Origin of the sequence: Dyella tabacisoli (assembly GCF_003350925.1) — a bacterium.
Classification (GTDB): domain Bacteria; phylum Pseudomonadota; class Gammaproteobacteria; order Xanthomonadales; family Rhodanobacteraceae; genus Dyella_C; species Dyella_C tabacisoli.
This window is the reverse complement of the sequence record NZ_KZ857174.1, coordinates 577,758-598,514: the sequence shown is the minus strand read 5'-3', so window position 1 is coordinate 598,514 and position 20,757 is coordinate 577,758. Positions and strand designations below refer to the sequence as shown.

General features: G+C 61.2%; 19 protein-coding genes. 9 read left to right on the top strand and 10 right to left on the bottom strand.

Annotation, left to right across the window (positions count from 1 at the left end; translation table 11 throughout):
• Positions 1 to 7: 7 nt before the first annotated feature.
• From DVJ77_RS06665 to DVJ77_RS06655, 3 genes are read right to left on the bottom strand one after another with little or no spacing between them, the layout of a single operon-like run.
• Positions 8 to 820, bottom strand: coding sequence for a DUF4198 domain-containing protein (locus tag DVJ77_RS06665; RefSeq protein ID WP_114844768.1), 813 nt, complete (start codon positions 818 to 820; stop codon positions 8 to 10).
• A 41-nt stretch (positions 821 to 861) separates the two neighbouring features.
• On the bottom strand, positions 862 to 1,392 hold the full coding sequence (locus DVJ77_RS06660; RefSeq protein WP_114844663.1) for a DUF2271 domain-containing protein: 531 nt from the start codon (positions 1,390 to 1,392) through the stop codon (positions 862 to 864).
• A gap of 13 nt (positions 1,393 to 1,405) precedes the next feature.
• Positions 1,406 to 2,092: a PepSY-associated TM helix domain-containing protein gene (locus tag DVJ77_RS06655; RefSeq protein WP_380037937.1), complete on the bottom strand. Its 687-nt coding sequence runs from the start codon at positions 2,090 to 2,092 to the stop codon at positions 1,406 to 1,408.
• Positions 2,093 to 2,275: 183 nt separating this feature from the next.
• Between DVJ77_RS06655 and DVJ77_RS06650 the strand changes: the two genes are divergently transcribed.
• Both DVJ77_RS06650 and DVJ77_RS06645 read left to right on the top strand, forming a co-directional pair.
• Positions 2,276 to 3,001, top strand: coding sequence for a response regulator (locus DVJ77_RS06650; protein WP_114844661.1), 726 nt, complete (start codon positions 2,276 to 2,278; stop codon positions 2,999 to 3,001).
• 122 nt (positions 3,002 to 3,123) lie between these two features.
• The gene (locus tag DVJ77_RS06645; protein ID WP_225427872.1) at positions 3,124 to 4,446 is read left to right on the top strand and encodes a sensor histidine kinase; all 1,323 of its coding nucleotides are present in this window, start codon (positions 3,124 to 3,126) and stop codon (positions 4,444 to 4,446) included.
• A 214-nt stretch (positions 4,447 to 4,660) separates the two neighbouring features.
• Here the strand turns inward: DVJ77_RS06645 and DVJ77_RS06640 are convergent, their stop codons facing one another.
• The 3 genes from DVJ77_RS06640 to DVJ77_RS06630 all read right to left on the bottom strand — a co-directional run bounded on the left by DVJ77_RS06640 (position 4,661) and on the right by DVJ77_RS06630 (position 8,049).
• Positions 4,661 to 5,566, bottom strand: coding sequence for a class I SAM-dependent methyltransferase (locus DVJ77_RS06640; RefSeq protein WP_162791394.1), 906 nt, complete (start codon positions 5,564 to 5,566; stop codon positions 4,661 to 4,663).
• Between the two features lie 296 nt (positions 5,567 to 5,862).
• A complete protein-coding gene (locus DVJ77_RS06635; protein WP_114844658.1) occupies positions 5,863 to 7,269 on the bottom strand; it encodes an aspartate aminotransferase family protein in 1,407 nt (468 codons plus the stop codon).
• Between the two features lie 81 nt (positions 7,270 to 7,350).
• Positions 7,351 to 8,049: an MtnX-like HAD-IB family phosphatase gene (locus tag DVJ77_RS06630; protein WP_114844657.1), complete on the bottom strand. Its 699-nt coding sequence runs from the start codon at positions 8,047 to 8,049 to the stop codon at positions 7,351 to 7,353.
• A gap of 341 nt (positions 8,050 to 8,390) precedes the next feature.
• On the opposite strand from DVJ77_RS06630, the gene DVJ77_RS06625 reads away from it, so the two are divergent.
• From DVJ77_RS06625 to DVJ77_RS06605, 5 genes are read left to right on the top strand one after another with little or no spacing between them, the layout of a single operon-like run.
• Positions 8,391 to 9,830 (top strand): TolC family protein, encoded by a 1,440-nt coding sequence (locus tag DVJ77_RS06625; protein WP_225427854.1) that lies wholly within the window; start codon positions 8,391 to 8,393, stop codon positions 9,828 to 9,830.
• Positions 9,830 to 10,963, top strand: a complete 1,134-nt coding sequence (locus DVJ77_RS06620) for an ABC transporter permease (RefSeq protein WP_114844655.1) — start codon at positions 9,830 to 9,832, stop codon at positions 10,961 to 10,963. Before DVJ77_RS06625 ends, DVJ77_RS06620 begins: the two co-directional genes overlap by 1 nt.
• 3 nt (positions 10,964 to 10,966) lie before the next feature.
• On the top strand, positions 10,967 to 11,743 hold the full coding sequence (locus DVJ77_RS06615) for an ABC transporter ATP-binding protein (protein ID WP_380037314.1): 777 nt from the start codon (positions 10,967 to 10,969) through the stop codon (positions 11,741 to 11,743).
• The gene (locus DVJ77_RS06610; RefSeq protein WP_114844654.1) at positions 11,740 to 12,678 is read left to right on the top strand and encodes an efflux RND transporter periplasmic adaptor subunit; all 939 of its coding nucleotides are present in this window, start codon (positions 11,740 to 11,742) and stop codon (positions 12,676 to 12,678) included. The genes DVJ77_RS06615 and DVJ77_RS06610 overlap by 4 nt, the downstream gene beginning before the upstream one ends.
• Positions 12,678 to 13,532 (top strand): MipA/OmpV family protein, encoded by an 855-nt coding sequence (locus DVJ77_RS06605; RefSeq protein WP_162791393.1) that lies wholly within the window; start codon positions 12,678 to 12,680, stop codon positions 13,530 to 13,532. Before DVJ77_RS06610 ends, DVJ77_RS06605 begins: the two co-directional genes overlap by 1 nt.
• 29 nt (positions 13,533 to 13,561) lie before the next feature.
• Here DVJ77_RS06605 and DVJ77_RS06600 read toward each other — a convergent pair whose 3' ends face one another.
• The 4 genes from DVJ77_RS06600 to DVJ77_RS06585 all read right to left on the bottom strand — a co-directional run bounded on the left by DVJ77_RS06600 (position 13,562) and on the right by DVJ77_RS06585 (position 18,342).
• On the bottom strand, positions 13,562 to 13,876 hold the full coding sequence (locus DVJ77_RS06600; protein ID WP_114844652.1) for a Rieske (2Fe-2S) protein: 315 nt from the start codon (positions 13,874 to 13,876) through the stop codon (positions 13,562 to 13,564).
• Positions 13,873 to 14,406, bottom strand: coding sequence for a GNAT family N-acetyltransferase (locus tag DVJ77_RS06595; protein WP_225427853.1), 534 nt, complete (start codon positions 14,404 to 14,406; stop codon positions 13,873 to 13,875). Before DVJ77_RS06595 ends, DVJ77_RS06600 begins: the two co-directional genes overlap by 4 nt.
• Before the next feature lie 144 nt (positions 14,407 to 14,550).
• Positions 14,551 to 15,549 carry a YncE family protein gene (locus DVJ77_RS06590; RefSeq protein ID WP_114844650.1) on the bottom strand — a complete coding sequence of 333 codons (999 nt, stop codon included), beginning with the start codon at positions 15,547 to 15,549 and terminating at the stop codon, positions 14,551 to 14,553.
• Positions 15,550 to 15,636: 87 nt separating this feature from the next.
• Complete coding sequence (locus DVJ77_RS06585; RefSeq protein ID WP_114844649.1) at positions 15,637 to 18,342, bottom strand: TonB-dependent receptor; 2,706 nt, start codon at positions 18,340 to 18,342, stop codon at positions 15,637 to 15,639.
• Between the two features lie 185 nt (positions 18,343 to 18,527).
• On the opposite strand from DVJ77_RS06585, the gene DVJ77_RS06580 reads away from it, so the two are divergent.
• Both DVJ77_RS06580 and DVJ77_RS06575 read left to right on the top strand, forming a co-directional pair.
• Positions 18,528 to 19,205, top strand: coding sequence for a response regulator transcription factor (locus DVJ77_RS06580; RefSeq protein WP_114844648.1), 678 nt, complete (start codon positions 18,528 to 18,530; stop codon positions 19,203 to 19,205).
• Positions 19,177 to 20,550 (top strand): sensor histidine kinase, encoded by a 1,374-nt coding sequence (locus DVJ77_RS06575; RefSeq protein ID WP_162791392.1) that lies wholly within the window; start codon positions 19,177 to 19,179, stop codon positions 20,548 to 20,550. The genes DVJ77_RS06580 and DVJ77_RS06575 overlap by 29 nt, the downstream gene beginning before the upstream one ends.
• Positions 20,551 to 20,757 lie beyond the last annotated feature (207 nt).

Genomic DNA, 20,757 nt, shown 5'->3' with positions numbered 1-20,757 from the left:
CATCGCATCACTGCGGCAGCACTTCCAAGGTGGCCGTGTATGACAAGCGACGTTGCTTGGCTTGCTTCACTTCGGTCTTGTCGTCTTGGGTGCTGGCATTGATCCAATACATGCCGGCATGCGGCCAGGTAAGACTGAACTTGCCGCTCTTGTCGGTGCTGCTGCTGATCTCTTCGGCCGCATTGCGATAACGCGTGGCGCCGGGGATGGCGGTGATCTTCAGATCCGCCGCCGGTTTACCATCGAGCAGCAATTGAAAGGTCGCCGGTTCGCCAGCCACCAGATCGGTGACATGGGTAACCGGCACCAGCTCCAAACCCTTGCCGCCGGGCTTCAGCGCAGCCTCATTGGGCTTGCCGTTGCTGACGAATGTCTCGACACGATTGATCGATTCGCTAACTTCGATCTGTTTCGCATCCGCGGGAATCTCCTTGCGCAAATTCACCGCATCACCACGCCAACGTTTCTTTTCGCCGTTGATCTCGTAATTGGCGAACACGCCCTGGCTGATGAGGGCCAGTTTGTAAGTCCCTTGCTGGGTGAGATGCAGGTCGAACACGCTACGGTATTTACCGGTGACCGCGTTGTCCGCTTTAGCCGTCTGGCCGTCCGGTGCAGTGATGATTAATTTATCCAACGCTGCCGGCACGTGATCGGGATAGAACAGATCGTTGGATACGGCGGCATCCACTGTCACCCATGGATCGACACCCGACACATTGGTGGCTGATGGCAACAGCCACATCTTGTGTGCTTGCGCAGCCAACGGCAGGCTGAGTGCCAGGGCGATAGCGGCCCATTTCAACGAACGCTTGAACATGTCGGACTCCCAAAGAATGTCATTGATGACCAGCAAAAAGATCAAGGCGCCAGGTCGAGCTTGACCGCACCCAATTCGGTCTGGCCTTGCGCAGCAAGGCTTTGCATCGACTTAACCGGCCACACGAAGGGCACCCGCACCACTTCGCGCCCGCCGACCTCGCGCGCCGCTTCGACGACCAGTTCGTATTTGCCGGCGGGTAAATCGTTCAACGGCGCCTTGCCGCTTTGGAACTTCAGTTGTTGCTGTCCGGCAGGCCGTGTCGCACCGGAAACGCCATCGACAGGCAAAGCGAGATCGCGCCCTCCGCGCCGCCACCATTGGCGCAGGTCGGGCAACCATTTCGTACCGGCACCCTCCTTGCTCTCTTTCTGCGCGTACCAAACGGCTAATTGCGTAGCGACGCTGTGATCCTCGCGCTCAATCCACACCGCGGCATAGGGGCGGTGATATTCGGCCACATTGAGTTGCGGAATCTGCACGGTGACATTGAGATCGGCCGCTGCGACGGGCGCTGCGAGCAACAGTGCAGGCGCCGAGAGCAACAGATTGGAAAACTTCAGACGACGCATGGGCGCTCCTCATTCAGTGAATAAAAATCAAAGCCAGCACCAACGGCAGCAGCAGGCCCAGTGCGACCAACGGCCAGGTAGCACCGCGCTTGGCGGCATGCATTTTCAGCAGCAGCAACCCGGTAACCGAAAAGATCACGCAGGCCAGTGCAAAGATGTCGATAAACCAGGCCCACACCGGGCCGGCGTTGCGGCCTTTGTGCAAATCATTGAGATAAGAGACCCAGCCGCGCTCGGTGCGCTCGTATTCGACCTGCCCGGTTTCGCGGTCGATGCTGAGCCAGGCATCGCCACCTGGTCGCGGCAGCGACAGATAGATTTCATCCACCGCCCAATCACCTTTGCGACCGTTGATGGATACACCCAGCGCATCACCAAGCCAATCAGCCACAACAGGCGGCAGCGGCTCGCCCTTGCGCTCATCGCCGCCGGCCAGCGCTCGCTGCAGCGGCGCCGGCAACTGCACCTGGCGATGTTGCGTCTGCGGCTTCGCCTCGATCCGCCCCGCATGGTTGAGGGTGATCCCGGTGACGGCGAACAGCAGCATGCCGATCAGGCACAACGCCGAACTGATCCAATGCCATTGATGTAGCTGCTTGAGCCAGAACGAGCGATGGGGGGACGGATTTTGCTGGTGCGCCTGCAACTTCTGCCTCTGCGGTGATGCCCGTATATGGTCCATTGAAAAGCAGCGCGCCAGCACTGATCTTCTGATTCTTGTAGCCAACACCCAGGCCGATTCCCGGCTGCGGGTGCCGGGCAGTAAGCTGCTCACCATGCATCCCCTGGGTAAGCGCCGCATGCTGTCACAAATGAGAATCACTCGCAATATTGACGCAATATATTGCGCCCCGCTCACTCCCCTACCTCCCCGGAAACCATCGTGCGCATCCTGATCGCCGAAGATGATCCCGCCATCGCCGCTGGCGTCAGCGCCTCGTTACGCCAAGGCGGACACGCGGTAGATCATGTCGCCGACGGCGCTCGCGCCGACGCGGCATTGCGCGACACGCCTTATGACCTGCTCATCCTCGATTTAGGCCTGCCGGCGCTCGACGGCAGCGATGTACTGCAGCGTTTACGCAAACGCGGCAGCGGCCTGCCCGTGCTGGTAGTTACCGCCCGCGAAGGTCTGCGCGAACGCGTGCGTGTGCTCGACCTCGGCGCCGACGATTACCTGGTCAAGCCATTCGCGCTAGCCGAATTCGAAGCACGTGTACGCGCGTTGCTACGCCGCTACACCGCGCAAGGTGCGCCGGAGCTGCTGATCGGCAAGCTTCGACTCGATTTGCCCGGCCATCGCGCCTGGCTCGGTGAAACACCGCTTGAACTCACCGCACGCGAATTCGGCTTGCTCGAAGCCCTGGCCGCGCGACCCGATCGGGTCACCAGCCGTGCGCAATTGATCGAGGCACTGTGCAGTTGGGACGAGGAGCTTACCGACAACGGCCTGGATATCGCGATCTACCGCCTGCGCCGCAAGCTCGCCGATTCCGGCACTCAGGTTCGCACCATCCGCGGCCTTGGCTATCTGTTGGAAGAGCTCAAGAACGGTGACGCCAAAATCAATGAAACCCGCGCCGATGAAACCAAGGATAGCCAGGCATGAGCGACACTGATGCCGCTCCGGTGACATCAGCCCCGCCACAGCCCTGGCTGTACCGCATCTTGACGCCTGATGGCCGGCAAAGCCTGCGGCGGCGCCTGCTGGCGTTCTTGCTGATCCCGCTGATGCTGATGCTGATGATCGAAAGCCTCATCACTTACGCGGGTGCGCTGATCTATTCCAACCATGTGCACGACCGCGACCTCGCCGACAACGTGTCCACGATGGCGCAGATGCTCAGCAAGGAGAATGTAAACGGCGAGATCTCGGCACAGGCGCGCTTTCTGCTCGACTACGATTCAGAAGGACACAACTATTTCAGTGTCAGCAGCCAGAAGCACGGCCTATTGGCCGGCAACCCGCAGTTGCAGCCGCCGAGCGCCGCCACCGGCGACCCGACGCTATTCAATACGACCCAAGAACACCGCAAACTGCGCGCCGCCAGCATAAGCATTCCAGCCGCGCATGACCCCAGCGACAAGCTCACCTTGACCATGGCCGAGACGTTGCGCGACCGTCATCAGCGTGCGCGCGAAATTCTGTTTCTAAGCATTCCGGCCCAAGCCTTATTGATCGCCGCGGTCTTCGCCCTGGTCTGGTACGGCGTGCGCATCGGCCTGCGCGCACTCGATCCGCTCACTAAGCGGCTGGCCGCGCGCGAACATGATTTGGCGCCGATCAGCGACGTCGATGTTCCGGTGGAAATTCTGCCGCTGACACGCACCATCGATGGCCTGTTTGCACGACTGCGCGGCATGCTTGCCCTGCAAGAGCGCTTTATCGCCGACGCGGCGCATCAACTACGCACGCCACTCGCCGGCCTGCGCGTACATGTCGAACGTGCCCAGGCCGACCCCAGCCCGGCTACTGTCAACGATGCACTGGAACATATTCAGCGACTGACCAACCGCGCCAGCCGCACATCCACCCAATTGCTGGCACTGACCCGTGCGCAGTCGCCTGAGCATGAAACCGGCGTACACGCTCTGATCGACCTGGGCCGATTCATTCCCGAGTTGCTCAGCCTGCGCGTACACGAAGCCCTCGCCGCCGGCGTCGACCTCGGCTACGACGGCCCATCTGCCCCCGTATGGATCGACGGCGACCGCACGACCTTGCAAGAACTGCTCGACAACCTGATCGACAACAGCCTGCGCTACGCCGGCCGCGACAGCATCGTGACGGTGGCGATAACCATCGAAGACGACCGCCAAGTCTGCCTCAGCATCGAAGACAACGGCCCCGGCGTCCCTGCCGAATTCCTGGCCCGCCTCGGCGAGCGCTTCTTCCGCGTGCCTGGCTGCCACGAAGAAGGCACAGGCCTGGGCCTGGCTATCGTGCAACGGATTGCCGAACGACACCGCGCACGAGTGCATTACTTGTCGAGCAACGAAGGCGGCTTACGCGTGGAGATATTGTTTCCGCCGGCACAGACTGGGAAGGGCTGAAGAACGGGGAACGGGGAACGGGGAACGGGGAACGGGGAACGGGGAACGGGGAACGGGGAAAAGCCTAAAAAGCAGGAGCAAAAAAGCAAGCGCAAAAACAAAGAAAGATCAAAAAGAGAACGCGGCACCGCAAGCACCACTCAAGCTGCATGTTCCCCGTTCCCCGTTCCCTGTTCCCCGCTCACCAAACACCACTGCTGCATCTCCGGCCAGCTCAAGCAACCTTGCGGATCCAGAAGCTTGAGCCGACGCCCACTTGCGCGGCTGACGCTCCAAGAGCCTGGTCCAGCACCGGGCGCAGGAAGTGATGCAGATACATCCCGGCCAGCTCGACCTGGTACATCGTGGATCCGGTAAGCAATGCGCGCAGAAGATACTGCTCGGTCCAGCTCCTGCCCTCGGCCAGCACCCAATCTTGCGGGTAATCGAGCGGCAGCCAAATATCATGGACGTGAATAAGCACGCCAGCACGCAGGAACGGCAGCACCTCAAAGAACAGATGATTGACGTCCGATCCCGTCTTGCTCACATGAGATGAGTCGATAAACAACACGTCGCCACTCTCCAGTGCGGCGAACACCTGCGGATCGACGTCTTGTACCTTGCTTTGAATCAGCTTCACGTGGGGCAGCGCGCCAAGGAAGGGGCGCGGAAACGGCTCGATCGCGGTGACCTGCATTTGACCGGCAAACTTCTCGCCTGCGACCTGGTTCATCACCATGGTGGAGAAACCCGAGCCCACTTCGATGACTCGCTTGGGCCGGAACGCCTGCAGCATCCCGACCAGCATCCGTGCGTCCAAGTCACCGAACTGGCCGTTTTCGATAAAGAAGCGCGGCGGTGTACCCGCCGGCTGCGGGTGCCGGTCGAATTGGCAGGCCGCCATTGCACGGCCTACTTCGCCGGCCAGCAATTGGGTCTGATACTCGGGCCGGAAGTCCAGGCCGGGCATATGCTCCGGCGACTGGCTTTGGGCTGACCAGATGGCCGCAGCGCGCTGCTTCACTTCGACCCGGTCAACGATCGGCGAGTAGAAGCCTGTGCGCGTCAGGTCAAATCCAAAACGCTCCTGCAGGCGGTCCTGCGTCCAGCGCCGAAGTCGCATAAATCGTGTAAGCACAGATCGCTCGCTGCTGTGAGGGCCGCAAATGGTAAAGCACATCACCCCTGCAGGTGGCACCAGTCGCTCTTTGAACCTGCCGCGCGCGCCGGGTCAGCTCCCATCGAGCTGCACATCGAGTGCAATCCATCACCATCAGACTTGGTCTCGGGGTGCGGCAACTGCCGTTTAGTCTCCACGCTGCAAAAAAAACGGCGACGCATACGCGCCGCCGTGGTCAGTCCCCTGCATGGGAAACGTTGACACTAAAGTGAGCGTCGTCGTGAGCACCCGAGGTGTTCACGACGACGTGATGCTTACATCGCTTTCTTGGCCTTGGTCAGCAGTTGGTCGAGCAGCGCGATGGCCAGATCGATCTCTTCGTGGCTGATGTCCAGCGACGGCGCAAAGGTGATGACGTTCTTGTACCAGCCGCCGACATCGAGCACGAGGCCGATCGGCTTGCCGTTGTGAACCAGGTCGCCGGCCAGGCCGATGTCGACCATCTTGTCCAGCAAAGCCTTGTTCGGAGTAAAGCCGTCATCGGTGCAGATCTCAGCGCGCAGGGCCAGACCCAGACCGTCGACGTCGCCGATTTCCTTGTGGCGCTTCTGCAAGTCTTTCAGGGCATCAAGGAAGTGCGCGCCCTTCTCGGCCACGGTCTTCTCGTAGTTCAGCTCGTAACCCATCTTGATAACTTCCAGACCCAGCGAAGTACCCAGCGGGTTGGAGTTGAAGGTGGAGTGAGTGGAGCCCGGCGGGAAAATCGTCGGATTGATGAGCTCTTCGCGCGCCCACAGACCGGACAGCGGGTTCAGGCCATTGGTTAACGCCTTGCCGAACACGACGACATCCGGGGTCACGCCGAAATGCTCGATCGACCACAGCTTGCCGGTGCGCCAGAAACCCATCTGAATTTCGTCGACCACCATCAAGATGCCGTACTTGTCGAGCACCTTCTTCAGATCTTTGAAGAAGTTGCGCGGCGGGATCACATAGCCGCCGGTGCCCTGGATCGGCTCGACATAGAACGCGGCGTATTCGGCCTGATTGACCTTGGGGTCCCACACGCCGTTGTATTCGGTCTCGAACAAGCGCTCGAACTGACGCACGCAGGCGTCGGAATACTCTTCCGGCGTCATGCCCTTCGGGCGACGGAACGGGTACGGGAACGGGATGAACATCGCACGCTCGCCGAAATGGCCGAAGCGACGGCGGTAGCGGTAGCTGGACGTGATCGACGAGGCACCGAGCGTACGGCCGTGATAGCCGCCCTCGAAGGCAAACATCAGGCTCTTGCCATTGCTGTAGTTGCGCACGATTTTCAGCGAGTCTTCGACCGCTTGCGCGCCGCCGACGTTGAAGTGCACACGGCCCTTCAAGCCGAACTTCTGCTGTGCGTCGACCGCGATGGTCTTGGCCAGCTCAATGCGGGTCTGATGCAGGTACTGGCTTGCCACCTGCGGCAGCAGATCGATCTGACGCTTCAGCGTGTCGTTGAGGCGCTTGTTGCCGTAACCGAAGTTGACCGCCGAGTACCACATCTGCAGGTCGAGAAACGGCACGCCGGCCGTGTCGTACATGTAGCTGCCTTCGCCATGGCGGAAGATTTTCGGCGGATCCACGTAATGCACGGTATCGCCGAACGAGCTGTACTGGGCTTCGTCGGCCAGCAATTGCGCATCAGGAATCACGCCAGCGGCGTTCTTGTCGTAAGCATTCATCAGGATGATGTCCGGATTCGGTCGGGGATGAGGATGATAGAACCGTTCGGGTTACCCGTCCGAACGGTTCGAAATACGGTGTTAGAGCGCGGCAACCATCGGTTCGGCACGCGCATGCTCGGCCAGCAGGCTACCGTCGAGCAATCGTGGCAGTAACTCCAAGGCATCCTCGAAGCCGGTAATCGGCACATAAGGAATGCCGGCGGCGCGGCAATGCTCGATCAAGCGGTGCTTGGCGAAGACAAAGTCGACGCGGTCAGCCGCGCAGAAATCCGAGGCGCCATCGCCGATGAGTACGGTCTTGGCACCGGTCTGGCGAGCCTGCGCCACGCAAGCGCATTTGCAGGTACCGCTGCGGCAGCCTTCGGCCTGGAAAGGCGAAGTGAGCTGCCACTGGCGCGGCGGCTGCGCCGGCGCCAGATGATTGGCGGCCAGCGGCAGGTCATCCAGGCCGTAGCGACCGAGAATTTTATGAATGGCGTAATCCAGGCCGTCGCTGACGACGCGGATAGGCGTGTTCAGTTCACGTGCTTTAGCCACGAAAGCCGGAAATGCGTGGTCGATCCACAGCCCGGAGAGATGCTTGTCGAGCGCTTCGCGCGTCATGTCGAGCAGGTCAACCTGACCGGTCATGCACTCGCGCGAACCAATGCGGCCGGCGCGCCAATCCTGCTCCAACGCTTCCCAGCCGGGGCGGCCGAAACGGTCGAGCAATGAGTCGATGACGTCCTCAACGGAGATAGTGCCGTCAAAGTCGCAAAGGATTTTCCATGCAGTCACGCATGCCACTCCGATCTAGGGATGACGCATCTTGCGAGCCAGCGCCTTTCGAGTTCCTTTCTTAACCGCCATGAATGACTCTCGTGTTCACCTTCGCCGCGCCGCAGACGGCAGGCCCGGTCCCGCCGCTGGCGAGTAAGTTGTTGCCAAAAAGGCCAAAGTAAGCCGCCTCAAGGTATGATTTACGCCTTCAAACTGCTGATCGTCGCGACCCACCGACACCATCCGCTGCGTTCCACCCTTTCGGCATGTGCGCCTGCAATGGCTGCCGGCCGGCTGGGAGTGAACCCTTACGATAAGGTGTGGTCCGACGACCGGCATCAGGCATGCACAGGAGTTTCGTGTCCCAGCTTCCCATCCCACTGTCTTCGGCCATCGCCAGCCTATCGCGATGCTCGAACACCCACCGCGCCCTGTTATTGGCGCTGAGCCTTAGCGTGCTCGCAGGCTGTGCCGTGGCACCACTGCCCGAATTGAAGCCACCTGTCCCCGGCGAATGGCGCAATGCGCCGGCAGGCGGTGTCGCCGCAGCGCCGGCGGACCTGCGCGGCTGGTGGCAGGCACTGGGCGATCCTGAGCTGGATGCACTGATCGCACGCGCACTGAAAGACAATCTCGATGTGGCCCAGGCCACCGAGCGGCTGATGATGGCTCGCGGGCTGAACCGGCATGCCCGCGACGGCTACCTGCCAAACCTGCATGCAAAAACCAACGATGTCATCAACCCCGATACGAGTGCTTCGTATTTCGTGGTCGGCTTCGATGCGCAATGGGAGCTCCCCCTGTTTGGCGCCTGGCAAAGCGCGCAAAGGGTCGCGCAAGGGCAGCTCAATGGCGCGCAGGCCGCGCTGCATGGCGCACAGGTCTCACTGGTAGCCGAGGTCAGTCGCCGCTGGATCGAACTGCGCTCAGCACAGCGGCAGGCTCAAGCGTTTACCGCCATTCGCGATGCTCAGCGCGAGAAATTGCGATTATTGCAGGTGCGCCAGCAGTTGCAGCTAGCCCCCTCCATTGAAATCGCCAAGGCACAAGCTGAGCTGGCACGCGCCGAAGCTGCGCTGGCCGAACCCACGCAAACAATTAACGCCAGCGTTCAACAGCTAGCCGTGCTGGTCGGCCAAAGCGAACCCGACCCGCAATGGCTACAACCGGGTCCACAGCCGCAACTTGGTCAGTGGCAGCTCGCCAGCGCACCGGCCGATCTGCTGCGCACGCGACCGGAGATTGCCAGCGCCGAGGCCGAGGTCTTGCGGGCCGCGGGTCAACTCGGCCTGAGCCGGGCCGACATGTATCCGCATATTGGCATCGGCACTTCACTGCAATGGTCCGTCAATACAGCAAGCAACCATCGCGCCCGGACTGGCGAGGGCATCTATTCGATCGGCCCGATCATCGACATACCGCTGTTCGACTGGGGCCAGCGCGTGGCCAATGCTCACGCTAAAGATCACGAACTGCGCGCAGCCGTGTTCGCTTACCGGCAAGCGGTGCTGCAAGGCGTGGCCGAAGCGGAAACCGCCCTCGGTAATCTGGAGCAGTTGCGCCTGCGTGAGCTGGCCTCGCAGCAGGTGACCCAGGCCACCGAGCAGGGCATGGTCGCGATGCGCAAGCGCAATGAATTGGGGCTGGCCAGCACCCTGGATATGCAGGACAACCTGATCGAAGGCCAGCGCACCGAGCTTGAGCTGGTCAACGTGCGCGCTGCGCGCAGCCTGGCCTATGTGGCGCTTTACAAAGCGCTCGGCGGCGCTCCGCTACCGCAAAAAACGGACGCGAACTAATGGTCGCGCTCGCCCGCAAAACCCTGGTTTACGAATGGCGCCGTTTTCTGCCGGCAGTGCTGGCGGTCGGCTTCGCCGGCCTGCTGCAACTGTTGCAGGCTGCGCTGGTGCTGGGCATTTTCGGTAGTGCCAGTGTCTATATCACCGGCTCCTCGGCCGACCTCTGGACCGGCTACCCCGGTACCCAAAGCGTCAACCTCGGCCGGCCGATCAGCTCCGGCGTAGAAATGCGCCTGCGCATGGATCCCGAAGTAACGCGGGTGGAGCCCTTTCAATGGGTCGATGCGGACTGGCGTGGCCCCAGCGATACCGGCGGCGTCTCGGTATTCGTCTCCGGCATCGACCCGCAGCCGGACGGCATGATGTTTTCGCTCGCCCTGCCCGCCGCCCTGCGCGCCCGCTTGAATGAGCCCGATGCGGTCATCGTTGACGTTGCCGATTTGAATAGTTTGGGGGTCGCGGTGGGCGATACCGCCGCGATCAACGGTCATCGCGTACGCGTGGTCGGCGTAAGCCGCGGCTTGCGTGCGCTGGGCGGGGTGAACGTGGTCGCTTCGCTGGCCACTGCCCGCCGCCTCGACACTGACCCGGCCAATGTCGACCGCACAACCTATTTCGTCGCCAAGGTGCGCAATCCAGACCTGGCCGGCGCCATCGCCGAACGCCTGCGTGGCGCCAGCGACTTCGGCAGCTATGACGTCTGGACCGCTAAGGATTTCGCCCGCCGTTCAAAGATGTATTGGATGTTCGATACCGGCGCCGGCGCCGGCGTACTGTTTCTGGCGGGCATCGTATTTCTGGTTGGTGCGGTCATCACCAGCCAGACCTTGGTTGCCGCCGTGATCGGCTCGATCCGCGAGTACGCCACCCTCAACGCCCTCGGCGTGGGTGTCGGCGCGCTACGCAAAGTAGTGATGGAGCAAGCGTTCTGGGTGGGCGCACTCGGCTTGATCTGTAGTGCGGTGATCGGCGGTCTATTACTGATACTCGGGCATAGCTATAGCGTGCCGGTAGCGCTAAGCCCTGCCACCACCATTGCTTGCCTCAGCCTGGTCATGGCCTTGGCCGTGGTTTCCGGTCTGGCCGCGATGCGCAGTTTGCGCCGTGCCGATCCGGCGAGCTTGTTGAGATAATCCATGTCGAGCCAGCCCCTGCCCATGACCGCCCTCGACGCAACGACTCAAGTGTCGCTGCAAGCTATAAGCGTCAGCAAATCCTTCGTATCGGGCCACGTGCAAAGTACGGTATTGCACGACCTCACGCTGAATATGTGCGCCAGCGAACTCACCCTGATCTCCGGCCCCTCGGGCTGCGGCAAGAGTACTTTGCTAGCCATCCTCAGCGGCCTGCAAGGAGCCGATCAGGGCAAAGTCATCGCCCTGGGTCAAGACCTGAGCCTGCTCAATCTGCGTGCACTGGAGCGCTTCCGCCTGCTGCATACCGGCTTCGTGTTTCAGGGGTTCAATCTGTTTCCTGCCTTGAACGCACTGGAGCAGGTCGAACTGCCGCTGAGTTATCTGGGCCTGTCCAAAACCGAAGCACGCCGGCGCGCCACCGAATCGCTGGAAGAGGTCGGCCTGGGGCCGCGCATGCGTCTGCGTCCGTCGGAGCTATCGGGCGGCGAGAAGCAGCGCGTAGCCATCGCCCGCGCCCTGGCCAAACGGCCCGAATTGCTGTTTGCCGATGAGCCCACCAGCGCACTGGATGCGGCCAACGGCCAAATCATTATCGATATCCTGCACCGTATTGCGCGTACCCATGGCACCACCGTGTTGTGTGTCAGCCATGATCCGCGTCTGGTCGGCCATGCCGATCGCGTACTGTCGATGGAAGACGGTCGTATTTTGAGCGACCATCGCCCCACATCCCTGCCAACCGGCTCCGGTTACGGCACTGAGGAACCCTCTGCATGAGTTTGCGTCTGCTTCATTCGTCGATTGTTTTGGCCGCCGCCACCTTGCTGCTGACCGGCTGCTCGCACGACAAGGCGCCACAGCCATCCGCGCAAGCGCCGGCACCCGCTTATGCGGCGATTGCGCGTGGCCGAATCGATATCGAGGGCGGCCTGCTCAAGCTCAATATGCCGCGTGACGGCGTGGTGGCCGAGATCAAGGCTCATGAAGGCGACTTGGTGCGCAAAGGGCAGTTGCTGGCCGTGCTGGATACCGAATCCGCGCAACTGACCGTCAGTTCCGCCGAGGCCGAGCAGAAACAGGCGCAAGCCCAAGCCACCCTGCTCGAAGCACGGGTGAAGGCCATGCAGCAACGTGCTCAGCGCATTACCGCCGCCGCCGCCGCCGGCGCCGCCGACGGCCAGAGTGCCGACGACGCCCGTTCGAGTGCACAGCAACTGCAAGGCGAGCTCGACAGCACCCGCGCGGCAGCGGCCATGGCCGCGCGGAAACTCACCGGCGCCCGCTACGAACTGGCTCAACGCAGCCTCAATGCCCCGGTCGATGCGGAAATCATCCGGCGCTCGATCCAACCCGGCGCGACGGTGTCGCCGCAATCCGGGCCGGCCTTCGTGCTGCTTCCCAACCAGCCGCGCATCGTGCGCGCCGAACTCAACGAATCCTTCGTCGGCGCCGTGCACGACGGCATGAGTGCCGAAGTCATCGACGACAGCGGCAGCGGCGCGCCTTCGTTGAGCGCACGCGTGTTGCGCATCGGTACCGTGTTCGGCACCAGCAGCCTGGAAGAAGACCCGCTGGTGCGCGCCAACTTGCGCACGGTCGAATGTGTGCTGGTGTTCGACCAACCACCGCCGGCCACGCTGCGCATCGGTCAACGCGTGATCGTTCGCTTCAATGGCAAAGATGTCAGCAAGGACAGCAAGGCACAGCCTTAATGAACTTGCTGTCCTGGTTTCGCCGAGGCGCTGATGTCTGCGCCGCTCCAACCGCCCTACTCGCTTGCTTGCTACTCGTGGCAGCGCCGGTCGCCCGTGCCGGCGAGAGCGACTCCGACGGCAAGAACCCGGATGGCCAGAGCCGTACGGGCAAAGACAGCATCACCGTCATGGTCGGTGCGGGCTATGAACACATACCGACCTGGATCGGCTCGCGCGCGTATCGCTATCAGGCCGTGCCTTATGTGTACGTTGAATGGCCCGATCATTTCACCCTATCCACCGTGGATGGCCTCAGGGTCGATCTGATTCGTGGCGAACAATGGCATGGCGGGCCCTATGCCAACTATATATGGGGCCGTAATCGCTCCGAATTAAGCAAGCGACTGCAACGCGTGATACTTCCGATTTCACCGCACGTGCAGGCAGGCGGCTACGTGGAATATCAGGCGACCTCGCATCTGAGCGTAGGCAGCACGCTAAGCCACGACACCAAAGACAGCGGGGCCTACTTCGACGTTTACGCCGATTACGAATTACCGGCGATCGGCTATCTGCAGCACTCGTTCGAGTGGCAATGGCAGGCGATGAACGGCCAGGCCATGCGCCGTTTCTTCGGCCTTACGGCAAAACAGGCGCGCAGGTTACGCGTAAAGAGCTGGCAACCCGGTACCGGCAGCCAGCAGATGTCGTTGGAGTACGACGCCTTCATGCCGACCAGCCTGCACACCGGCATCGTGCTGGGGCTCAACTATTCCGAACTGCTGGGTGCCGCATCGGAAAGCCCGATCGTACGCCGCTATGGCTCGTCCCATCAGTTCACGACGTCGCTGGCGTTCGTCTACCGGTTTTAGAGCCTGCTCGACAGGCTCTAAACAGGCTTTTAGCGGTCGTCGCGCGTCCAGATCACGCCATCCTCTTCGCGCACCGGAAAACTGGCGATCGGCTCATACGCCGGTGGGCAAGTGACCGCCCCACTGCGTAAATCGAAGCGCGCACCGTGGCGCGCGCATTCCAGTTCATAACCGTGCAACTCGCCGCCGGCCAGCTCACCGCCATCGTGAGTGCAGACGTCTTCCACGGCATACAGATCGCCGTCGATGTTGTAGACGGCAATCGCGGTATCGCCATCCCACACCACCTTGAATTCGCCTGGCAGCAATTCACTGCGGGTGCCGACCTTGATCCAGTCGTTCACGCATTGACTCCGGCCAGCGATTTAATCAACAACTCGAAGCGCAAATCGTCGCGTTTGGGTATGCCGAAGCGCGCTTCACCATAGGGAAAGGGGCGAAACTCGCCGGTGCGCCGGTAACCGCGACGCTCATACCAGGCGATCAATTCATCGCGCTGCACGATCACGGTCATATGCATGGCGCCGCATTGCCAGTGGTCACGGGCAATGCGCTCCGCTTCCATCAACGTGGCGCGGCCGGTACCGCCACCCTGCAGGACAGGGTCGACCGCGAACATACCGAAATAACCGGCCTCACCCTGTTTTTCGATATGACAGCAAGCTCGCAGCGAGCTGCCGTCCTCTGCCAGCAACACCATACTGTCGGTTTGCACGATCAGCGCGGCGACACCCTGCGCGTCTGTACGTTGACCGTCAAGAAGATCGGACTCGGTGGTCCAGCCACGGCGCCCGGAATCGCCGCGATAGGCGGACTCGACCAGGGCGACGACGGCGTCGATATCAGCGGGCGTGGCCGCTCGGAAGGTAAGCATTTTGGTATTTGGCATCTGCGCATGATAAAGCAGACGGCACCTTCGTCATGCCTGCCGGCAAAGGTCGTGCGGGGAGGGGCCGCCCCTCCCCGCCGTTGCCGACCTCCCCGATCAGCACGGGAGGTACCCAAAGGTCGCTACCGCTTAGTGCGGCGCGACGACCAGCACACCAAAACCATCTACCGGCTTGCCCTTGTCCGCCGAACGCGCCGCGGCGAGAAAGACCTCGTGCGTCGTCGGGTCCAGCGCCAGCGTGCGTGCCGTCTTTTGCGTGGATACGTTGGCAAGCACGGTGTATTTATCGGCGCTGTCCTGGCGAACCACGGTCAGCGTGCCGTCGCCGTTGGGGCTGAGCACCACGTGGCGCTCGGCATCGAAAGCCACGGCATCCGGCCCCTTGCCGATCGGCAGTTTGGCGACCTGATGGCCGTTGCTCGCATCGGTAACGATCATCATGTTGTTATCGCACACCGAAAACAGGCGCTGATTGGCTACGTCCAATGCCAGGCCGGTCGGCCCCTCACACGGCGCCAATGTCCACACGTCGAGCACCTTGCGCGCTTTCAGATCGATGCGAACCAGCTCGCCCTTGTCTTCAAGGTTCAAGAACAAATGGCCCTTGCCGTCGGTGACCGCAAACTCGGGGCGACCCGGCACCGTAATCGACGCGATTTCTTTACCCGCCTGCGGATCGATCACGCTGATGTTATTGCTGTGACCATTCATCGTCAGTAGCTGCTGGCCGGCCGCGTCGTAAATGATCGCATCGGGATCCTTGCCGCTCAGCGCGATGTGGCCGGTGACTTTCAGCGTATCCAGATCGATGGCGGTGACATTGTCGCCGTGACCGTTGCTGACAAAACCGCGATGCATGGCCGGTACCAAGGCCACGCCGTGCGCATGCTGCATACCGGGAATTTCCCCAATCAGCTTGCCGCTGTTGGCGTCGGCCACCATCACGCGATCATCGCGGGCGATAAAAAGATGGCGCGAAGCGGGGTCGATGCTGAGGTAATCCCAGCCGCCCGCGCCACCGAGAACATAGTGCTGCTTGACCACATAAGGCGCGGCTGCCGGCTGGTCGGCCATGACCGGCGCGATGGCGCCTGTCGCAAGCAGCAAAGCTAAAGCAAGAGTTTTCATGGATACATCCTTGATAGGGAAAAGATCAGCCCCTCCCTCAAGAAGTGAGGGGCTCGGTGATTGAACTTCAACGCCTATGAGTCGAGATCAAAGTTTGAAGCGCGCACCCACCGTGATGGTCTGCTCGTAAAACTCGCGCTGAATCGGGCGGGAATTCGAAGGACCCTCGGTGAACTTCAGGCGCGTATTGGTCAGGTTCTTGGCATTGAGGAACAACGACCACTGCTGATCTATCGCGTAGCTGGCGCCAAGATCCAGGGAGAAGCGCGCCTGCGACCAGATATCGGTGGCCGCCGAGCCGCCGACACCGAAGATATTCTTGCTCACGTAATAAGCGCCAAGATTCACGTTCAAGCCGCCCTTGTCGTAAAACAACATCAGGTTGCCGGTGTTGCGCGACGTCGACGGCAACTGCAGATGTTCACCCGGACGAATCTCGCCACTCGAATTGACATAGGTGTAGTTGGCGCCCACGCCGAAGCCACCGAGCCAACCGGGCAGCCTGGTGAACTTCTGCTGGTAGTTCAGCTCAATGCCGCGTGCATGGGCACTGCTGAGATTATCGAAGGTGAATACCTTCGCCGCGCCGGTGAACCCGGCAAACAAGCCGTTGTTCGGAAAAATAACGCCTACTTCTTCTTTGTTGACGATGTAGTTGCTCAGTTCTTTATCGAACACGCCGACCGAGGCAACGCCGCCGTCATTGAGGTAGTACTCCAGTGACAGATCGAAGTTATCGCTGGTAGTCGGCTTGAGGTTGGGGTTGCCCTGCGTCACATTGTCGGCCGCCGGATCAATCAAGATAGCCGCCGTGACCTGATTGAAGCCCGGACGCGCGATGGTCTTGGAGTAGTTGGCGCGGGCGACAAGATCCTCCGCCAGCTCGTAACGCAATTGCACCGTCGGGAAGAAATTACCGTAACTATGCGAACGCGAGTTGGGTATCGCTCCGACAAAGTTACCGTTCGTATCGCGCAAAATCTGATTACCCACGTAGGTCGCCAACGTGCGCTCCCAACGCACGCCCGTAAGCACGCTCAATTTCTCAGTCGGAGCGAATTGGTACTGGCCATAAAGCGCGTAGACGTCTTCCTTGGCGCTCGACGTACCCTGCGCATCGCTCTGCTGATCTCCCTGCGGATTGGCCAGCGGGAACAGGCCCGGATTGCTGGAAAGGAAGTTGCGCAGCGCGGTACCGTTGATGTTGTTGCCGTTCTGATAATGGTTGTCGTAGAAGGTGACCGCATTATTGGTCGCGAACTGAGTCAGCGGCAGTGCCGGCACGCCATACGTAAAACGCTCGATGCTGCCGTGGCGATCACGCTTGCGTGCACTGGCGCCGAACTTGATGTTCTCGTCGGCACCATGATCGTCGCCGCCCTGGAAAAAGCTGGTCGGTATGGTGACGTTGAAGGCGCCGGTGTATTCCTGATTGTGATCGTGCTCGGTACTGTTCTGAAGACTCGACAATGCGTAGTTCGCCGGATCCAGCGGATTGGGGCCATTGAGGTTGCGGAAGCGCGGAAAGCGTGGATCGCTGATGTTGTCGTAAGCCACGTTCACTGCGCCGGGGCTGGCAAAGTCGCTGTTGTAATCGAATGGCTTGTTATATGAGCCGTACGTCGCTGCCGCCAGATAATCGATCTTGAAACTCTGGAAGTGATTCTCACCGCCCAAAGTGAGCACTCGCGTATCGATAGTCTCCTTCTCGTCGCGCAGTGACTTATCGTAGGTAACGTTGGGATCGATAAAGCCTTTCGGATTGCTCGGGTCGACCATCACCGAACCCGTACCACCCTGAAACATGTTGTAGGTCAGGCGCTGACGACTCACCGATTCGGTATAGCCGGCGTCGAAGTAGCGCACGTACCAGCGGTTGTCGGCATCGGGCTGATAATTGAACTCGCCGCCATAGCCAAGACGACGGCGGTGATAGCGGTAGTAGCGCTGCTCGAAGTCATTCATCACTTTGTCGGGCGTGCCGTTGGATTGATCGTCGGCATAGGAGCCTTCGATGTCGTCCACGCCGCGCTTGTCTTCGTAATAGGCAATGGTGCCGATAAAGCTGAACGCGTTGTCGGCGCCAAAACGGCCGCCGCCGCTGAGCGAATAGTCCTTGATCGGGGTATTGCGCAGGGTCTCGATGCCGGTGCCGACCTCGGCCTCAAAGAAGCGATCCTTGCCAGGCGGCACCTGTTTCGGCGTGATCTCGATAGTGCCGCCCAGGGCCTCGGCGTCCTGATCGGGCGTATTGGTCTTGGTCACCGTGATGGCGCCGATCAGGCCGGTCGGGATCGAATCGAAAGCCACCGCACGGCCACCGCCCATCGGTGAGGCAAGATTGGTTGGCGGTAGGCGTACACCACCAAAGGTGGTGCCGTTGAGATCCGCATCCAGGCCACGAATATTGACGAAACGACCCTCGCCGGTATCGCTTTCCAGCGAAATGCCCGGTACCCGGCGCACGGCTTCGGCCGCATTGACGTCGGGCAGTTTCTGAATCTCGGTCGCCGGCAGTACGTTGATGATATTGGGCGCACCCTGCTGAATCGCCCGTGCCATTTCCGCCGGAGTGGTTTGCGCGGTGACCTTCAGCGCCTGCAGCGTGACCGCTTTACCGTCGGCCGCCTTGTCTTTGTCGACCGACGGCTGCTCAGCTCCTGCCGCCGTATTCGATACAGCGGGCTTCGCTGCAACAACCTCATCCGCCATTGCATGCGGTGCCATAACAGACGTCACTCCCGTGAGGGCGACAAAACCCACCACGAAACGGCCAGCGCGCGTTCGAGCCATAAGTAAATCCTTGCGATGAATGAATGCGATCGACAAGCCGGCAGCGGCGACTACCAACTGACACACCGGCTGTCATCTGATCGACATTAGAGAGGTGGTATGACCGTACCGATGCGAAGGACTTACCGATCGGTAAGGAACCCGATCGCGCCAGTGCAACATGCCTCTATGAAGATCCCGACCCCATGCGCATCCTGATCGTCGAAGACGACCACGCCACCGCCACACACATCGCCGCCGGCCTGCACCGGAGCGACACTCATATCGACAACGTGGCCGATGGCTACCAAGGCCTGTCGATGGCATCCCAGGGGCAATACGACTTGCTGGTCGTCGATCGCATGCTGCCGCGTATGGATGGCCTGACCATGGTGCGCGAGCTTCGCTCCGCTGGATGCGAAATGCCGGTATTGATGGTTTCCGCGCTGGGCGAGGTCGATGCACGTGTCGAAGGCCTGGAGGCCGGTGCCGACGACTATCTGGCCAAGCCATTTGCGATGATCGAATTACGCGCTCGCCTGGCCGCGCTCTCGCGCCGGCCACGCATGAGTGAAACGCCGACCCGTCTTCGCGTGGCGGACCTGGAGCTGGACCTAATCAGCCGCGAGGTGCATCGCGCAGGCCGAAGCATTGAATTGCAGCCGCGCGAGTTCCGTTTGCTCGAATATCTGATGTCGCACAGCGGGCGCGTGGTTACGCGGGCCATGCTGCTCGAACATGTATGGGAGTTTCACTTCGATCCGCAAACGAGCGTGATCGAAACGCATATCAGCCGCCTGCGCAGCAAGATCGATCGCGGCTTCGATGGTGAATTGCTGCACACCGTGCGCAGCGTTGGGTATTGTCTACGTGCTGCGCAATAGTCTGTTTCGCACAGCGGCCTTCCGCATGGCAGTGCTGCAAGCGCTGTTGTTCGCCGCGCTGATTGCCGCCCTGCTGGGCATCGTCTGGTGGAGTGTCGGCGTCTACGCCGAACGGCAACTCCGTGCCGAGGTGAAAACCGAGATGGCAAGCCTGCTGCAAGCTGCCAGCGACGGCACTGTAGACATGCAGATAAACCAGCGTGCGGCGGTGATGCCGCTCGGCCCGGACTACTACATGCTCGCCGACGCCGCCGGCCGGCGCATCGCCGGAAACCTCAGCTATCACCCAAGTACACCGGGGTGGCATACCGTGCCGCTGAACGGCGCACAAGGCGAAGACGGCGGCGACGCGGACCAAATGCACCTCTACGCTGTCCGGCTGGCCGATGGCCGCTGGCTGGTTGCCGGCAGCGACAACCGTAGTGTGGTCGAGCTTGGCGAAGTACTCAGCGAGCGCTTTATCGACGTCGGCATCGTGGCGATCTTGTTGGTACTGCTTATCGGCGGCCTGACCAGTTGGTTTTATCTGCGCCGGGTCGACGCGCTCGGCGAACTGGCCGAGCGCGTGCTCGAAGGCGAGCAGACCCTGGTCATTGCAGGTTCCGGGCGCGGCGATGAATTCGATCGCCTCGCGGCACGGCTCAACCATATGCTCGAACGCATGCGCGTGCTGATGGAAGGCATGCGGCAAGTGTCCAATGACATCGCTCACGACCTGCGCACACCGTTGACCCATATCCGGCAACGACTGGAAGCCAACCTCGAAAAAAATGCCAGTGAAGCCGTACTGCGCGAAAGCATCGAGCAAACCCTGGTCGATATGGATGGCCTACTGGCCACCTTCCGCGCCCTGCTGCGCATCGCAAGCGTGGAATCGCGCCAACGCCATGGCGGCTTTGAAGAATTCGATCTCTCGGCCACCTTCGACAGCATCGTGGAAACCTATCTACCGGTTGCCGAGGATCGCGGACAGCAACTTGAGGCCTGCATCCAACCCGGCCAGCGACTGCGCGGCGATCGCGCGCTGCTCACCCAGATGCTGGCCAACCTGATCGAAAATGCGCTGCACCACACCCCGCCAGGCTCACGCATCGACTTGGCCTTGCAGGCCACCCCGCATGCGCTTACCGCACGCATCAGCGACACGGGCCCAGGTATTCCAGCCGATGCCCGCGAACGCGTGCTGCGCCGTTTCGTGCGACTGGATAGCAGCCGCAGCACGCCTGGCTGTGGTCTTGGACTGGCCTTGGTCGCAGCGGTAGCCAATCTTCATGGCATTCGCTTAAAGCTCGACGATGCACGGCCTGGGCTGTTGATCGAGCTGGGCTTTCCCAAGCTGTCTTAGAGCCGGCTGTCTTAGAGCTAGCTGTCTTAGAGCCGGCTTTCTTCTTGCGAACTAGCTCCTCCCCTGCGACCGAAGGGAGTCCCCTTTTCGGGACTCGCAGGGGGAGCTTGGGAGGGGGTAAACCCTTGCGACACAACGCATGGCACCTGGGCTTCACCCCACCCCGGCCCTCCCCTGCTACACGCAGGGGAGGGAGCAAGTGGCGCT

Bases quoted from the DNA above. Each gene is read 5' to 3' on its own strand.
- DVJ77_RS06665 (WP_114844768.1), bottom strand. From the start codon at position 820: ATGTTCAAGCGTTCGTTGAAATGGGCCGCTATCGCCCTGGCACTCAGC.
- DVJ77_RS06660 (WP_114844663.1), bottom strand. From the start codon at position 1,392: ATGCGTCGTCTGAAGTTTTCCAATCTGTTGCTCTCGGCGCCTGCACTG.
- DVJ77_RS06645 (WP_225427872.1), top strand. From the start codon at position 3,124: ATGCTGATGCTGATGATCGAAAGCCTCATCACTTACGCGGGTGCGCTG.
- DVJ77_RS06635 (WP_114844658.1), bottom strand. From the start codon at position 7,269: ATGAATGCTTACGACAAGAACGCCGCTGGCGTGATTCCTGATGCGCAA.
- DVJ77_RS06620 (WP_114844655.1), top strand. From the start codon at position 9,830: ATGGTCGCGCTCGCCCGCAAAACCCTGGTTTACGAATGGCGCCGTTTT.
- DVJ77_RS06615 (WP_380037314.1), top strand. From the start codon at position 10,967: ATGTCGAGCCAGCCCCTGCCCATGACCGCCCTCGACGCAACGACTCAA.
- DVJ77_RS06610 (WP_114844654.1), top strand. From the start codon at position 11,740: ATGAGTTTGCGTCTGCTTCATTCGTCGATTGTTTTGGCCGCCGCCACC.
- DVJ77_RS06605 (WP_162791393.1), top strand. From the start codon at position 12,678: ATGAACTTGCTGTCCTGGTTTCGCCGAGGCGCTGATGTCTGCGCCGCT.
- DVJ77_RS06595 (WP_225427853.1), bottom strand. From the start codon at position 14,406: ATGCTTACCTTCCGAGCGGCCACGCCCGCTGATATCGACGCCGTCGTC.
- DVJ77_RS06590 (WP_114844650.1), bottom strand. From the start codon at position 15,549: ATGAAAACTCTTGCTTTAGCTTTGCTGCTTGCGACAGGCGCCATCGCG.
- DVJ77_RS06585 (WP_114844649.1), bottom strand. From the start codon at position 18,342: ATGGCTCGAACGCGCGCTGGCCGTTTCGTGGTGGGTTTTGTCGCCCTC.
- DVJ77_RS06580 (WP_114844648.1), top strand. From the start codon at position 18,528: ATGCGCATCCTGATCGTCGAAGACGACCACGCCACCGCCACACACATC.